The 15,663-nt window shown below is 36.9% G+C and carries 15 protein-coding genes and 1 pseudogene; 2 read left to right on the forward strand and 14 right to left on the reverse strand.

The window, feature by feature from the left end; genetic code table 11:
- Window positions 1–114: 114 nt before the first annotated feature.
- The 3 genes from NSQ34_RS08775 to NSQ34_RS08785 form a co-directional block, all read right to left on the reverse strand.
- A complete protein-coding gene (locus NSQ34_RS08775; RefSeq protein WP_176967402.1) occupies window positions 115–828 on the reverse strand; it encodes a DsbA family oxidoreductase in 714 nt (237 codons plus the stop codon).
- An 89-nt stretch (window positions 829–917) separates the two neighbouring features.
- Entirely contained in the window at window positions 918–1,538 is a 621-nt protein-coding gene (locus NSQ34_RS08780) for an NAD(P)H-dependent oxidoreductase (RefSeq protein WP_176967401.1), read from the reverse strand.
- A gap of 154 nt (window positions 1,539–1,692) precedes the next feature.
- The gene (locus NSQ34_RS08785; protein ID WP_061109932.1) at window positions 1,693–2,337 is read right to left on the reverse strand and encodes an NAD(P)H-binding protein; all 645 of its coding nucleotides are present in this window, start codon (window positions 2,335–2,337) and stop codon (window positions 1,693–1,695) included.
- 226 nt (window positions 2,338–2,563) lie between these two features.
- On the opposite strand from NSQ34_RS08785, the gene NSQ34_RS08790 reads away from it, so the two are divergent.
- Window positions 2,564–3,151 carry a TetR/AcrR family transcriptional regulator gene (locus tag NSQ34_RS08790; protein ID WP_242026056.1) on the forward strand — a complete coding sequence of 196 codons (588 nt, stop codon included), beginning with the start codon at window positions 2,564–2,566 and terminating at the stop codon, window positions 3,149–3,151.
- A gap of 258 nt (window positions 3,152–3,409) precedes the next feature.
- On the opposite strand, the gene NSQ34_RS08795 is transcribed toward NSQ34_RS08790, so the two are convergent.
- Complete coding sequence (locus NSQ34_RS08795) at window positions 3,410–3,991, reverse strand: NAD(P)H-dependent oxidoreductase (RefSeq protein ID WP_046311235.1); 582 nt, start codon at window positions 3,989–3,991, stop codon at window positions 3,410–3,412.
- Window positions 3,992–4,116: 125 nt separating this feature from the next.
- On the opposite strand from NSQ34_RS08795, the gene NSQ34_RS08800 reads away from it, so the two are divergent.
- A complete protein-coding gene (locus NSQ34_RS08800) occupies window positions 4,117–4,461 on the forward strand; it encodes a helix-turn-helix domain-containing protein (RefSeq protein ID WP_120206946.1) in 345 nt (114 codons plus the stop codon).
- A gap of 581 nt (window positions 4,462–5,042) precedes the next feature.
- On the opposite strand, the gene NSQ34_RS08805 is transcribed toward NSQ34_RS08800, so the two are convergent.
- From NSQ34_RS08805 to NSQ34_RS08850, 10 genes and pseudogenes are all read right to left on the reverse strand, one after another.
- Window positions 5,043–5,693: a response regulator transcription factor gene (locus NSQ34_RS08805; RefSeq protein ID WP_034283472.1), complete on the reverse strand. Its 651-nt coding sequence runs from the start codon at window positions 5,691–5,693 to the stop codon at window positions 5,043–5,045.
- Window positions 5,694–5,698: 5 nt separating this feature from the next.
- Window positions 5,699–6,883, reverse strand: coding sequence for a sensor histidine kinase (locus tag NSQ34_RS08810; RefSeq protein ID WP_034283474.1), 1,185 nt, complete (start codon window positions 6,881–6,883; stop codon window positions 5,699–5,701).
- Window positions 6,884–6,984: 101 nt separating this feature from the next.
- On the reverse strand, window positions 6,985–9,147 hold the full coding sequence (locus NSQ34_RS08815) for an MMPL family transporter (RefSeq protein ID WP_176967400.1): 2,163 nt from the start codon (window positions 9,145–9,147) through the stop codon (window positions 6,985–6,987).
- Between the two features lie 184 nt (window positions 9,148–9,331).
- Window positions 9,332–9,673: a hypothetical protein gene (locus tag NSQ34_RS08820; RefSeq protein WP_176967399.1), complete on the reverse strand. Its 342-nt coding sequence runs from the start codon at window positions 9,671–9,673 to the stop codon at window positions 9,332–9,334.
- A 28-nt stretch (window positions 9,674–9,701) separates the two neighbouring features.
- Window positions 9,702–10,805, reverse strand: a complete 1,104-nt coding sequence (locus NSQ34_RS08825; protein WP_176967398.1) for a threonine synthase — start codon at window positions 10,803–10,805, stop codon at window positions 9,702–9,704.
- A gap of 72 nt (window positions 10,806–10,877) precedes the next feature.
- Window positions 10,878–11,250 (reverse strand): annotated as a pseudogene (locus tag NSQ34_RS08830) (RidA family protein).
- The gene (locus NSQ34_RS08835) at window positions 11,247–11,912 is read right to left on the reverse strand and encodes a helix-turn-helix transcriptional regulator (protein ID WP_034283483.1); all 666 of its coding nucleotides are present in this window, start codon (window positions 11,910–11,912) and stop codon (window positions 11,247–11,249) included. Before NSQ34_RS08835 ends, NSQ34_RS08830 begins: the two are co-directional and overlap by 4 nt.
- 588 nt (window positions 11,913–12,500) lie before the next feature.
- On the reverse strand, window positions 12,501–13,367 hold the full coding sequence (locus tag NSQ34_RS08840) for a sugar phosphate isomerase/epimerase (RefSeq protein ID WP_034283486.1): 867 nt from the start codon (window positions 13,365–13,367) through the stop codon (window positions 12,501–12,503).
- Between the two features lie 32 nt (window positions 13,368–13,399).
- Window positions 13,400–14,434, reverse strand: a complete 1,035-nt coding sequence (locus NSQ34_RS08845) for a Gfo/Idh/MocA family oxidoreductase (RefSeq protein WP_024427111.1) — start codon at window positions 14,432–14,434, stop codon at window positions 13,400–13,402.
- Window positions 14,435–14,461: 27 nt separating this feature from the next.
- Window positions 14,462–15,652, reverse strand: a complete 1,191-nt coding sequence (locus NSQ34_RS08850; RefSeq protein WP_024427112.1) for an MFS transporter — start codon at window positions 15,650–15,652, stop codon at window positions 14,462–14,464.
- Window positions 15,653–15,663 lie beyond the last annotated feature (11 nt).

Here is a 15,663-nt window from a genome sequence, read left to right on the forward strand (position 1 = left end):
TATATAACACAAGCACCGATGATGTTGGCACTACTACAAGATTTAGAACAACAATACCTAAGCCTTGAGATACTATATGATTTTTTTGTAATTTCTATCTTTTTTGATTATCCATTAAAATTTACATGTTCCATCTGAACAATAATCATCGAGCGACGACTCTAATTTATGCTCTTCAACCTTAGCATTCGCGTACTCTTCTTTCCAAACCTGTTGTAATGTTTCTAAAAATACTTCGCTAGGTTGTGCTCCTGAGATGACATATCTATCATTCACTACGTAAAAGGGAACGCCCTGAATCCCAATTTTTGATCCCTCGGCTCTATCAGCTGCAATATTCTCGCTATATTTATCATTTGCTAAAACATCCAAAGCTTCGTTGCCATCAAGACCTATTTCACTTGTAAGTTGAACAAGTGTTGCGTGATCACCGATATCTAGTGAATCCGTGAAATGAGCTTTCAAAATACGCTCCATAAACTCCCGTATCTTCCCTTTCTCTTTTGCATAATAAGAAAGACGAAGTGCATCATATGAATTCGTGGGAATCATTGTATCAAATTGATAATCTAATCCAACATCTTTTGCTTTCTGTTTCAATTGATTGTTCAGTACTTTTGCTTTTTCATATGGGACACCATGCTTGGAGGATAATACTTGATGGATATCCATTCCTGTATTTTTTTTCGCATATGGATCTAATTGAAAATGACGAAATAAGACTTCTACCTCTTCTTTATATTCAAACTGTTCTAACCCTATTTCAAATTGACGTTTGCCAATATAACAAAACGGACAAACAAAATCAGACCAAATTTCTACTTTCATCATATGTTCCCCCTTTATGATTTTGATGAATGTGCGAGGGGGATTATGTTAATAAACATCTTTTTAACTAATCCCACCAAAGCTCTTTTTTAAAAAGTTCGTGCTGCCGCTTTTGCCTTTTCAATTGCTGCAGCAACAACTTCTTCTTTCTTAGTTGGATCATAGTCAATACCTTCAACAAAAATCGTTGGTTCCACTTCAATTCCAACAAACTTTAGCGCACCTCTCACGTAAGAATCGGAATGTTCCATTCCAATTGCCTGCGAATAAAATCCTCCCATTCCATGAATATGGATTGCTTTTTTTCCTTTCATCAATCCTTCTGGACCTTCTGCTGTATATTTAAACGTTTTTCCAGCACTCATGATTGTATCAAAATAGGCTTTTAATAATGGTTGGATTCCTAAATTCCACATTGAAGACTGAATGATGTATTTATCTACTTCCATAAATTGCTTTGTGAAAGCATTCACTGCTTCTATTTTTTGTGCTTCAACATCTGTTAGCGCTTCGCTACTTCTTAACTTCTTTTGTCCAGTTAAAAAATCAGCATCAATTAATGGAACATTTGCATAATAGACATCTACTTCTATTATTTCATCCGTTGGATTTACTTCCTTATATTCATTGATAAATGCTCTAGCAACTTGCGTACTTCTTGATTGTTCCTCACTTTGGGGTGTTCCTTTAACAAATAATACTTTTGACATGATCATTTCCCCTTTATGATTTTGATGAATGTTTTTTGTTCCTAAACACTTTTTGAATACTTATTAAAAGAATTTACACGTTTCATCTAAACAATATTTTCGGTATGATTCCTATAATTTTTGCTGAATCAACACCCTCACACAAAAAGCTGAATTAATGATTATAGACAATGGGCATTTTTCCGATTAATTGGCTTTGCCTAGCGGCGTCATACATGAGTTTAGCGACATTCTCCCTTGATACGGACATTTTAGCTGGCTGATCGCCGAATGAATAACCGTAAGATTGCCCTTTGTATTTGATATTAGGATTAATGATTCGAACGACTGTCCAATCCAGGTTTGATTGTTTAATCAGTTCTCCTATCTTCTTCATTTCGGCATAACCATTTGGCATGAAAAGTTTAGGCAGTATTCTCGGCAGTATCGTCGATAAGCTTTTCTTATCGTCTTCAGATTGCAAGGCTGGCGTCGCGAGTGTAATCAACCTTTTTTTGGTGAACTTCTTCATCGCTTTGACAATCCGGTTATGTCCGTCGGCAATCGGTGTGCCTTTTCGTTTTCGCGACAAATCAATCCCAGGGCCTAAGGTGCTTATCACGACATCAGCTTCTGAAACTGCCGTTTCAATAGCTGAATTGTTCGTTAGTTCCCCCGTTACAATGCGTAAATTCGAATGCTTTTGCTTGATTTTCTCAGGGTTTCTAACATATACCGTAACGAAATCTCCGTTTTCTAATGCAAACTGTGTTAAAAGTTGACCGATTGCACCAGTTGCCCCAAAAATAGTGATGTTCATGGTCTTCTATCTCCTTTTGTTATTCTGAATGATCACAATTATTTCCTTGATCAAAACTTTTTCGTAATAACATGTGTTATTTAAGCAACGCGCGTTGTATAATTTGATAATAAGATGAAAAAGAATAATAAACAATAACCAAAATAGCCAATATGTTGTTTACGCAACACTTCTATTGTATTGTCGTTTTTAAACACCATATGAACCCTTAAAAGGAGAAGAAAAAATGATTATGCCAAAAAAAGATCCAAGAACACTTCGTACAAGACAATTGATTGTAGACTCTTTTCTTTCGTTAGCTAGTGAAAAAGATTTCAACAATATAACGGTACGTGATATCACAGAAAAGGCTACTATTAACCGCGCTACATTTTATGCGCACTTTGACGATAAATTTGATTTATTACATTCTACAATCACCAATACATTTACAGACAAATTGAAAAAAAGATTAAATGATCACGATGGATTCAATGAAAAAGTCATTGCAAATATTTTTCTAGCCATGTGTGATCACCATAAAGAGCTAAGCGAATTATGTCCTAAAGGTTATCATTCTTTAGGAACGATTATAGAAAGTAAAATTAAAGAGGAGTTACAGAAGCTCATAGCTGATCTTGTGCTAAAAGGAACTGAAAATACGATTGAATTAGAGGATAAACAATTGATAACAATCCTATCTACTATGCTAAGTTGGGGGATATACGGAGCTGCATACACATGGAATAAGGATGGTAGACCTATTTTATCAGAAGAGCTAGTGACTAAGACCCTGCCTATCTTTAAAAATGGTATGAGTAAGTATTTTCTTTAATGAATATCAATTATTTTCAGCTATTTTAAAGTAGCCTTTATTAATAAATTACGCAACAAATCGTTATTAGAATAAAACAGTTGCTGTAATTGGCAGTGGGCATTCTGCTGTTAGCACTCTGTTTGAGCTGGCAGAGCTAAAAATACCTCTTTTAAATTTCAAAAACCTCTACGACCTTCTCAATAAATTAAATCGGTCGTAGAGGTTGGGCCTTTTTGGGCTTCCTTGATTTGTTACCGAATTTGTTGGTACTGTAAATCAAATATTCTGTGATATTTCTTTTAAAAATTGCTTTCTCTTTTCATCAGTTGTTAAGTTAACTCCCGAAAAATGAATCCATTTGGTGTCTTCATTTTTAATTCCCAAGTCAGCAAGAGTTCTGTTAATAAAAACGCTTTGAATCGCATTCCCGCCTTCAGATTCTATATAATCCTTATCTGTTGTAGATGTTGAGATGACGGTTGTTTTTTTAATATTTGTCAATAAACCTTTTAAAGCCCCAGTGTTTTTATCTTCCAAGAATGCGAAACCTCTTAACATGACTTTATCAATAAATCCTTTTAAAATTGCAGGTAAATCCCACCACCAGACAGGAAATATAAATATTAATTCAGTTGACTGACTTAATTTCTTTTGATAATCCTTAACTAATTGATAAGGCGTTTCTCCTTTATGAAAATATTTCAATTCCTCAGCTGAAAAAACGGGATTGAACCCATCTTTATATAAATCGATCACTTGAAATGGTTCTCTCTTTGTTTCTAGATTTTCTGTAATGGAAGTCAAAATGGCATGATTATAGCTTCCGTCCCAAGGATGTGCATAGACAATTGTTTTCATGATTCATTCACCCTTTTTTATTATTTTTTTCATCATATTTTGATGTACATTCATTTTATTGTATGCTATAACGTACTACAAGTACGGTAATTAAAGTGCGATACTAACCTAAAGGAGAGTGTAAAATGACCGAAGAATCCTTTACAGCTCATGTTGATCTAAAAGAAACTGGATTTGGGTACACTTTATCATTAATTGGTGGGAAATATAAGATGACGGTACTGTATGCTTTATATGCAAACAATGCTCCTATTCGCTATAATCAGTTGAAGCGATTGCTTGGGGCAATCTCTTTTAAAACATTAACCAATACACTAAAAGAACTTGAAGCAGATCAGTTAATTAATCGTAAAGAATATCCTCAAGTGCCTCCAAAAGTAGAATATAGTTTATCGGAAAAGGGATTATCATTGATACCTGTATTAGATGCGATTTGTTATTGGGGGGAAGAACAAATAAAAATGAAATAGTTAGGCTGGCAAATCTTTCTCCTCAAACACATCCTTTTTAATTTTAAGTTCATTTCTCTCAAAACGTGCTATATCTTTCCTCGTTCCGATGACAATTTGAGCTATCCGTTTGACCAAATCTCTTTCTGGTTGCATAACAGAGGCTGAAGTTTTTGTGTTGCAATTGATGAGCACAAAAAAAGAGCCTTTGCTGGCTCCTTATTGTTAATCATATAAAGTTGATCTTAAGACTTTGAAAAGCCTGTTCTCCATGTGGGATATTTAAGAATCCACCCAATTTCGTTCTTGGCTTTGTGGTTCGAGGCCCCTCTCTCCCAAGAGTTTGTTCCTGATTGAGTGTGAGGATACGATAAACCAGTTTTTGTCTTGAAGGGTGCCTTTTAAGAAGCTGCTGCACAACGGTACCACTTGGAATTTGTATCAATGCGAACAAAGAAGGACATTTTGTCCTTCCTTTCTTGTACCTGCTTGAGGTTATGTTTTGCAGATCAATATATAGCTCATTCGGGTAAATCCTTATTGCACTTTCACAATCTTATACTTATTCGACTTCCCCTATGCCCCTATGAAGAGAATGAAATCTAAAAATGAATGATTCCTAATTCTATTGATGTTTTAATTGCTTCAGCTCTTGATGTCACATTTAGTTTTTGATAAATGTTTGTTAAATGTGCTTTTACAGTTCTCTCGGAAATTCCCATATCAAATGCAATTTCCTTACTCCGGAACCCTCTAGCTACTGCTTGCAAAACGAGCATCTCTTTTTCGGTAAGCGAGTGGTTGTCTGTTTTCAATTTTTCTTGAGGTTCTTTGTGTGCGGTTGATTCAAACACCTTTGAGGCCACATTTGATTGAAGTAAAATGTCTCCTCTGATGGCTGCTTCAATTGTATTAAATAAGTTTTCTCTGCTGGTATCCTTTAAGAGGTAGCCTTTTGCACCAAGCTGTAACCCTTGAATCATTAAGTTCTCTTCATTATAAGTAGTCAGAATGAGTACGGGAACTTTTATTTGAAGAGACTGCATTTCTCTAAGCATATCAAGCCCGCTCATCATAGGCATGTTGAGGTCAAGTAATACAAGGTCTGGGGATTTTTCTTTTATGACATCTAACCCCTTTCCTCCATCTTCTGCTTCTCCAACAACTTCAAATCTTTCGTCTGTTTCAAGAATTAATTTTAATCCTTCTCTCACAACATAATGATCATCCACAATCACAATTCGATAAGACACTGTATTTACTCCTTTTTCAAAGGTATGTTTACTATTACTTGTGTACCTTCATTTTTTTTACTTTTCAAATGGATCTCTCCACCAAGCAGCCGGACACGTTCTGACATACCAATGATGCCGTAATGTCCAAAAGTGGATTCTCGTTTTTTCTCATCAAACCCCACTCCATTGTCTGCTATTTCCAAATGGATGTGATCACCTTGTTGTACGATCACTAACTCGACATGGCTTGCTTTGGCATGTTTTGAAACATTCGTTAAGCATTCTTTTATTATGTAAACAGTATGTTCAATAAAAAAAGGCGACATATTCTGAAGTACAGAGATCTTTGTGCGAATTGGGATATTCGTTGCTGTCGTAAATCGATTTACTTCATTTTTTACTGTTTCGGTTAAATCGTATTGATCATGACGATCCTTCCGAAGATCATCAATCACCATCCGTGCCTCACCTAGTGTTTTTCGCGCTTGGCTCATTGAGCCCTTGATAATGCTTTGAGCACGCTGGGTATTTTGATTCTCTAAATGTGCTTGAACAGCTTCCAATTGCATAATAATGCCTGCAAGCCCTTGTGCAAGGGTATCATGTAAATCTCTAGCCATTCTTTGACGCTCATTAGCAAGGGTTAACTCTTCCACCTGCTGATGTGCGAGTTCGAGTTCCTTTAGAAACGTTTGAGTTCGAATTCTAGCTTTTACTTGTCTAAAAAATAAGATAGAGTATGCAACGACCACAATAAGGATAAGAAATAAAATCGGAATGTAGACAGTCAGATCATCTGTATCATTAGCCAAAATAAGAGCTAGAAAAAAAAGCACATAAAAACAAAGTCCTGTCAAAATAATCTTTAATGTATGATAGTATACACCGATGCTCTGAGCAATTAATACCGGTAAAAGACCAATTAAAATAACAGGAGAGGCAGCTGGCATAGCTAAAACACAAAGTAGAATAACGATTCCTTGTATGAAGAAATAAATCCAAGGCTTCTTCTGGAACCAATAAAAAGACCACCAATGAAAAATGAGATGAATTGCAAAAAGGCCAGAAAAAAACAAACTTGAAAGCGATAGAGATACTGTTAAAAACTGAAAAATCATCGCTGCAACATACACAAGAATACCCCATAATAACGTGGGAATTCGGGAATAGATCATTTCATTAAATGGGTCTATCCGTTTCTTATCCATAAACGTTCACCTTCCAAACCCCATCATAACACGAAAAATACCGCCCGCCTTTGAAAGAGGCAATGGCGGTATTAGAATTTTAACATTTAAAGAAGAATAAATTATATAATCTTCTTTTCTTTTTGGGCAATTGACTCTCCTTCAATATCAATATGCGGAAGCAATCGTGCCAGCCATTTAGGTAAGTACCAATTTGCACGCCCTAATAGCATCATACAAGCGGGGATAAAGGTCATTCTAATAACAAATGCATCGAATAAAACCCCAAATGCCAATGTTAATCCCATTGTTTTAATAATCAAGTCTTGAGCAAAAATAAAGCTTGCGAAAACGAAAATCATAATTAAGCCTGCTGCAGTTACAACCCTGCCACTATGCTGTAATCCAGAAATAACAGATTTCTTTGCATCCTGAGATAGAAGAAATTCTTCCCTCATTCTACTAACTAAAAATACTTCATAATCCATTGCAAGACCAAATAATATTCCTGTTACTAGTACAGGCATAAAGTTCAACAGAGGACCTGCTGCAGGTATTCCAAACAATGGGGCAAGATGTCCATCCTGTAAAACAAAGACAGCAAAACCTAATGTAGCAGTTAATGTCATTAAAAACCCTAGTACAGCCTTTAATGGAACAAGGAATGATCTAAATACAAGAATCATTAACACAAAAGCAAATCCAATAATGACTCCTGCAAATTTTGGCAATGCTTGACTGAGTCTATCTGAAATATCTATATTCACGGCAGTAGAACCAGTCACAAGAAACTTTGTGTCAGTCACACTCGATTCATTTCGAATGTCTTTTACTAATTGCTTCGTTTCTTTATCCTCCGGACCACTTCTAGGTAAGATTGTTAACATTGCGTACTCACCCGATTGATCAGGGATCGCCGGCGTGATTTGTTTGATACCATCCATTTTTTCTAACAATTTTGATGATTCCTCGATGGACTTGGACTTCCTCGTTTCATCTGCTTGAGAGGCATCTATGATGACAACAAGTGGTCCATTAAACCCCTTGCCAAATCCTTCTGCTAAAAGATCGTATCCTTTACGTTCAGTTGTTTCTTTGCCTTTCATACCGTTATCCGGAAGGCCAAGCTCCATATGAAGTGCTGGCCAGCTTACCAATCCTGTCAATAAAATGACACCTAGCATTATTTTACCCGGATGCTTTTGAATAAATCTTCCCCAGCCCATTGTTTTTTTCTCTTTTTTTGGCTGTAATTTAGAAAATAACTTATTTTGTCTGGAAGGACTCACCTTATCTCCAAGAAGCCCTAGTATAGCTGGAACAATCGTCAGAGAAACAAGCATAACAGATAGTACCATAAAGGCTCCCACAAGGCCCATGATACCTAGAAACGGTATGTCAACTAATACAAGTCCACATAATGCAACAATAACAGTGACGCCCGCAAATAATACAGCACTTCCTGCGGTACCCACTGCTCTAGCAGCAGCCTCATTCAAATTGTAGCCTTCTGCTAACAGCTGTCGATATCTTGAAATGATAAACAGTGCATAATCAATTCCTACTGCAAGACCAATCATCACCGCTAATGTGAGACTAAATGCAGACATTTCTACAAAGTTTGAGGTGATTAAAATGACCATAACACCTATGACTAACCCGATCACAGCCGTCAATATTGGTAATCCTGCGACCAAAAGTGAAGCAAATGTAAAGACTAAAATCAAGAAGGCGAAGACAATCCCTATGATTTCAGAAATCCCACCTACTTCAATTTCAGAGAATGTGACGGAGTCGCCTAATTCCGTTTGGATGCCGGCATCTCTTGAAATCTTTATGCTATTTAATACTTTCTCTTTTGAGGATTCCTTTACCTTATCCGCTTTCACTCGATACGTAATATCCGCATATCCTATCTTCTTATCTTTACTTATCGTGAAGTTTTGATATAAATCGGTCACCTGCTTAACTGCTTTATCCTTTTTAATTTCTTTCATCGTCTCATTTATTTTATGTTTTACTTTCTTTGCTTCTAATGTTTCATCCTTAGGTGCTTTAAATATCAGACGAATTGTTCCCCCATCATCACCTGCTGGGAACTTCTTTTCCAAGAGATCCATCGCCTTTTCAGATTTTGTTCCTGGAATCGACATATCTCCATTAAATGAAACGCCTGTCCCTATTGTTGCTGCAACTACAGCTACTAAAATAAGTAACCAACCGATTAACATTCGTTTAGGCTTCATAAAAGCAAAGTTTCCTAAGTTATATAAAAATTTAGCCATTCACTTACTCCTTTTTCATCGAATTCATGATATTCACCTCTTTATTCTACGCAATGAAATAGTGAAGTAAAATTGTACTTTTGGGCAAAAGGGATTGTACATTCAGGCAAGAAAAAGAGCATCTCTCTTGAGATACCCTTCATATATATATTGAAGATCTGGCATATGACAACATATCCTCTTCCTATATAAATCCCAATATCTCATTTTGTTGATGTGCTAGTTCCATTCCCTCTGCTAGATAGAGAGCGTTCATTTTATCTATATCATCATCTGGCCAATGGCGGATCAGTTGACGCAATCTAGCTGCAACGGTCTGACAAACATCTGGTGATAAGTAACGATCAGAATCGGGCTGTTCCAGCAATGGGATGATGTCATCCTGGTAGTTTTCAAAGGGTATTTCCCCACCAAACCCCTCCATATCATCTAAATTCATACCAATACAAGCAGCTAATCTTTTTCTAAAACCATGGAAGTCACTGTATGACCAATGTGCTTCGCAATGAGTAAAATCCAAACCCATGAAACATTCCTCCGATTTCAAGTTTGGGTTATTTTGATTTAATTCCTGCACCACAAAGAGGTATGACGATTGTTTCTTTTGATTTCTTTTTATATTTCATGTAGCCAGCAAAATTGACTGCAGATGTCACTTCCACATAAAATCCTTTCTCACTTAGCTTAGAGCGTGCATTCAATATCTCTTCTTCTTCAATATCTATAAATGTGCCATTGGTATTTTGTACAGCTTCTAGAATTTGTTTGGAGCGCGCCGGGGCAGCAATGGCTATCCCTTCTGCCAAGGTTCCTGTATTCGTAACAGGCGATGCTGATTCTTTCGCATTTTGATAAGCTTTCACAAGAGGTGCACAGTTTTTCGCTTGTATGGCAATGATTTTCGGTATTTGATGAATCAAACCATTTTCAAATAACTCTTTAAAACCATAATACGCACCTAGGAGGAGAGTACCATTTCCAACCGGAATGATTATAGCATCAGGTGCTCCTTTTATTTGTTCATAAATTTCATAGGCGTATGTTTTTGTTCCTTCAAAAAAATAAGGATGATACACATGGCTTGCATAAAAGACGTTTTCGTCGTCTACTGCTTTTTGGGCCGCGGCTGCAATATCCTCTCGTGTACCGCGAATTTCTTTAATCGTTGCTCCATGGGCTTTTATTTGAGCGATCTTTTTAGGTGAAGTTTCATCGCTTAGATAGATGTCACATGCAATCTCGCAACGAGCTGCATAAGCGGCAATCGCCGTTCCTGCATTCCCGCTGCTATCCGCAATGACTTTTGATACCCCTAATTCCTTTGCCTTTGTCATTAAAACAGCAGCTCCTCGATCTTTAAAGGATAGCGTAGGCATCATATAATCAACTTTTACATAAGTGTTTGGCTCATTAGGATCTAAAACGATTAACGGAGTTTGACCTTCACCCATGGTCACAGATTCCCAAGTCTTAGAACCTTTTGAAAATGGCATGGTTTCAACATAACGCCATAAGGAGTTTGGATAGTGATCCCAAGCCGCAATATTTATTTTAGGGGTATCTTTCACCAGGTTTAATACGCCGTTACAATCACATTTCCATAAAGTTGGTGTCATCTCATACCTTTTCCCGCAATGGTTGCAAATCAATTGATTCATCAATCATCAGCCCCTTTAAATAATTTTTTATATGAAATATATTTTTTTATATAACATGGGCAAAAAAATATTCTAAATATAAGAAATCGCATCAATTTCAATTTTGAAACCAAAATGTAATTCATTCGTTGGTACAACAGTACGTGCTGGTTGATGTTCCCCGAAAAATTCAGTATAAACCGCATCTACTTTGTCCCATAGTTCAATATCCGAAATGTATAATGTCATACGCAAAATCTTTTCTTTTTTACTTCCGGCTGTTTCTACAATCATCTCCACATTCTTAAGCGCTTGCAATGTCTCTTCTTCAATGGCCGAATTCTTTTTCTCTCGTTTCGGGATTGATGGCAAATTGTCCTGAAACGTAGACCGTGTTTTGATGAATGGTTGCGAATGCATAGTGTCCGTTGGATTTTAGATTCCCTACCTCAAGGATACTTTTCATTTCGTTTCCCCTTCATTCGATTTATGTTTGATTTCATCCAAATAGCTATAGACGGTGACTTTAGAAATACCTAACATAGATGCGACCTTCTCAACCGAACCTTTCATTAAAAAGATTCCCTTTTCATCCATGAACCTTATTAATTCAATTTTTTCATGACGTTTCATAACTGGGTGGACACTGTTTTGAATGATCTGTTGAATCAATTGATCTACTATTCCTTCCACATTTTCAAGTTCATCATTTGATGTTGATTCATTTTCTTGAACTTCAACTTTTGTAGAAAGAAGAGTATCCATAAATTGCTGCATTTGATTCAATGCTTCAACATCAAAATTGATACAGAATGCTCCAACCACCTTTTTCTTAGAATCACGAATTAATGAAGTCGAAGAACGAATGGTACGGTTGTCTTCTGTTTTAAATGTATACCCAGCAAGATAATCTTCTTTAAAATCTCCGGATTGTAAAACAGTCTTTACCAAATGATCAAATGATTGACCGATTTTTCTTCCCGTCACATGATGATTGACTGTAAACATGACAGATGCTTGAGGGTTCGTTAAATCATGAATCACTACTTCACAATTTGGTCCAAACATTTTTGCCGTAGATTTTGCTAAAGGAATATAGCTCTCTAATAAATTCTTCGTATTTTCCATGCCTAAGCACCTCATTTATTTATTCCACTAGATTATATAATTTTTTATATATAAAAACAATATATAGATTTTTTTATATATGTTGAAAAGGTTGAGAAAATGTAAAAAAAGCAGCCATTGACTGCTTTTTGCTCGTGCTCCTTTCTAATTGATTTCTTGCTGGATTCCATACAAAATGACTTCAATTCCCCACCTGAACCGTTCCATTGATACGGTATCACCTGCAAACATTTCTTCTTTTACGCTATGGATGAAAGAAATGCCGTCATCGTATGCATCTCCTCTTCTTTATGGTGCAAATTGATACAAGTAATTTATAGTAATTCATTTAATCATCTCCTTTTTCAATTATAAACAAGCAAAGCAATCGGGAAGCCCGGCTGCTTAACCTCTCACTTTTTATGATAAAAGACTTTTGTGTTATTCGATTTGACAAATCCATTGGAACTTTTCTCAAGGTCGAATGGCGCCATCGCGACCGTGGTGTTAAAGACACATTTGCATCGAGCACAAGCACTGAAAATATGCAATCGACACATATGAAAAACCAGCGTTCCCTTATTTGAGAATAAACGCTGGTTTTTTTTATTATTTGATGTTTAATCCTTCTTTAATGGACTTTAACGTGATTTCATTCGACCATTCTGGGCGATCAGAATATGCAAAGACTGCATTTGTAACGATTCCATCGAATTTCATTTCGCGTAATTTCCGGTAAAGTGCTTCAAAATTAATTTCTCCTTCACCAGGATTCAAGTGCTGGTGAACGGTTACATTGGCATCTGGTGGATTCACGATATAACGTAGCCCGTAAGCTGCTTTATGATTTAGTGTATCTGCGATTAATACATGTGCAAGCAGATCTCCTGCCTCATCAAGGTGCTTCTCTACATCACCAATCCCATCGTCATAGAAGAACGCATGGGGAACAGAATACACAAGTTTGATCCATTCTTTATCTAGTGCACGAATCATGCGGATCGCTTCAATGTTCAACTCTATAAAGTCATGTGGATGTGACTGAAGGTTTAGCTTAATCCCTTCTTTTTCAAAGATTGGCATCAGTTCGTCCATTGATCTGACAAATGCTGCTTCACTTTCTAAAGGGCGTGTTTTGTCTCCACTAAATTCACTGTTCATGAGATCAACACCAAGTTCTGATGTGATCTCAATACATCTTTTCCAGTTTCTCACTGCCGCTTGCCGCTCTTGCTCATTTGGTGAAGACCATTGTTGAACAGGAAGTACAGAAGAAATTTTTACACCTGCATCACGACAATATCTCTTTAAGTCTCTGATCAAATGTTTATCAACTTTTGGATATTCATAAAACCAAATGAAATCTTTACGCGGGGACAGCTCTACATATTCATAGCCGAGTCTTGCAACGTTATCAATTGTATCTTTTAAATTTGTATGATCACGGTAATGAGACGGGTCGTATGCTAAAATCATGTTCAATCTCCCTTTCTTTTTCAGCTAAGTATTTATTTTTGGACGGTTGTTAATGCTTGATCATAAAATGCTGGGCGGTCATCAAGGTGAATCGGAGTGACTTCACCAGATACTTTCGCTTCTAAACATGCATCAGATGTGACTGCTGCGACATAACCATCCCATGCTGTTGGACCATTGACTTCACCTTTTAATGTAGAATCAATCCAATCTTGTAGTTCAGCATCATACGCGCTTTTAAAACGAGCTTGCCAGTCTACTAAAATATCTTTTGAATGTTTTGCATCAGTACGCAAAACAACCGTAGCAGGCTCAGGAAGACTGGCAATTCCTTTTTCTCCAACGACTTGGCACTGAATATCATATCCATACTCACAATTGACAAAAATTTCTCCACTAATGAGTGCCCCACGTTTTGTTTTCATCAAGACTATGATTGGATCTTGAAGGTGATCGGCTGCTTGACTTGTTTTCTTTGGTGCAATTGTTTGTACTGACACATAGTCGTCGTTTAGTAACCAGCGGTGAATATCAATTTCGTGGATAAATGTATCGACAATTGACATATCACCAGTATAAGTTTCAGGTACTGTTGGGTTTCTATGTGCAGAATGAATGATTAATGGTTCACCAACAGTTCCTTGATCAAGAGTTGCTTTCAATGCTAGATAGCTTGGGTCATAACGGCGCATGTATCCAACCTGCACGAATAACTTCCCTGCTTCGATTTCAGCATTCACAATGCGCTTACACCCTTCTGCTGTTGTCGCAAGTGGTTTTTCGCAGAAAACAGGTTTTCCTGCTTGTATCGCAGCTAATACAAACTCTTCATGTGTTGGTCCCCAAGAAGTGACGATAATCGCATCAACATCATCAGCTTGAATGAGTTGATGGCCATCGTTGTAGACTGTTGCATCTAAATGTAATGCGTTTACAATCGCTTGGGCTTGCGCTTGATTCACATCTGTTACTGCCACAATTTTTCCTTTTGACAATGTATTTGTGATTCTTTTCATATGTTCTTGACCAATTGCTCCAGTACCAATAACACCAATTCTTAATTTCATTTGAGAGTCCCCCTGAATGAAAGCGCTTTATGTATGGCGCTTAATCGTGTGTGTATCATGATTTTGTATCTTTTCAAAAGTCTTTGTCATAATAAGTCCGACTGCACATACCCCTAAGATGGCTTCAAAATAAAATCCAAATGCGATGCCAAATACATGATTGACCATTCCTGCAATAAACGGACCACCGAAAATACCAAGTGCATATAATGCTTGATATGCACCCATGGCAGTCGCTCTAAAACTTTGTGACACAGATTCAATGGCCATTCCTAGAAGTATTGGAAAAATAAAACCTAATGCAAGTCCACCTACTCCTTGGTTGATATAAAAGATGACCTTTTGTTGAATAAAAGGAATCATAAAGATCGAAAATGAGGCAACCGTAAATGAACCGATTAAGATGTTTCTTTTATTCGCCTCCTTAAGCAGTCTCGCAAGTAATAAAGGTGCTAAGGTGTGCGGCATCATAAAAGAACAGACAACGTAAAAAAGTTCACTTTGTTTCATGCCGATGGTGAGTGCATACGTTGATGTAAATCCAAACATCGTCGTAAAAATCATACTGTGCGCTAAAATAGACAACAGTGAAATCTTTAGTAACGCTGGTTCTTTCGCGACTTTAATGAGTTGCTTCATTTTCAATTGGGTCTTGTTTTCTGTTTTTTGTTCGAGAATAAAAAGTGATAAAACAAGACCAATCAAGCCGATGAAGGATCCAATCCAAAACGGTGCTTTCCATCCAAAGATATCGACGATATAACCACTAAAGCTCATACCTAACAACTGCGCGAGGACAACGATAAATGAAATGTAATTCATTGCCTTCTGTGATTCATTTTCTTTGAAATAATTCGCATACATTATTGTGAAGGCAACCCATGTTGCTGCTGCTAAGCCAGCAAGACACCTCGCAATAAGCCCCCATATGAAGGCGTCCGTTAAGGCAAATAAAAGACAGCTACAAGTGGCCGTCATCATGCCGAAGACAATAAACGGTTTTCTCATGTTTAAGAAGTCGGAAAAGATCCCCACAGGTAGCCTGCAAAAAAGCTGCATGAGCCCGTAACTACTTAACACGATACCAATAAAGGTATAGTGTCCACCAAGTGTTTTTAAATAAGGTGATAAAATCGGGACATAGAGAAACTGTGTAAACCAAAAGAAAAATGAAATGATAGAAAATAGGACTTTGTCTTTCGCGATGACCACATCCATTTATTTGGCAG

Origin of the sequence: Bacillus sp. FSL P2-0069, assembly GCF_038593315.1 — a bacterium.
GTDB lineage: Bacteria > Bacillota > Bacilli > Bacillales > Bacillaceae > Bacillus > Bacillus safensis.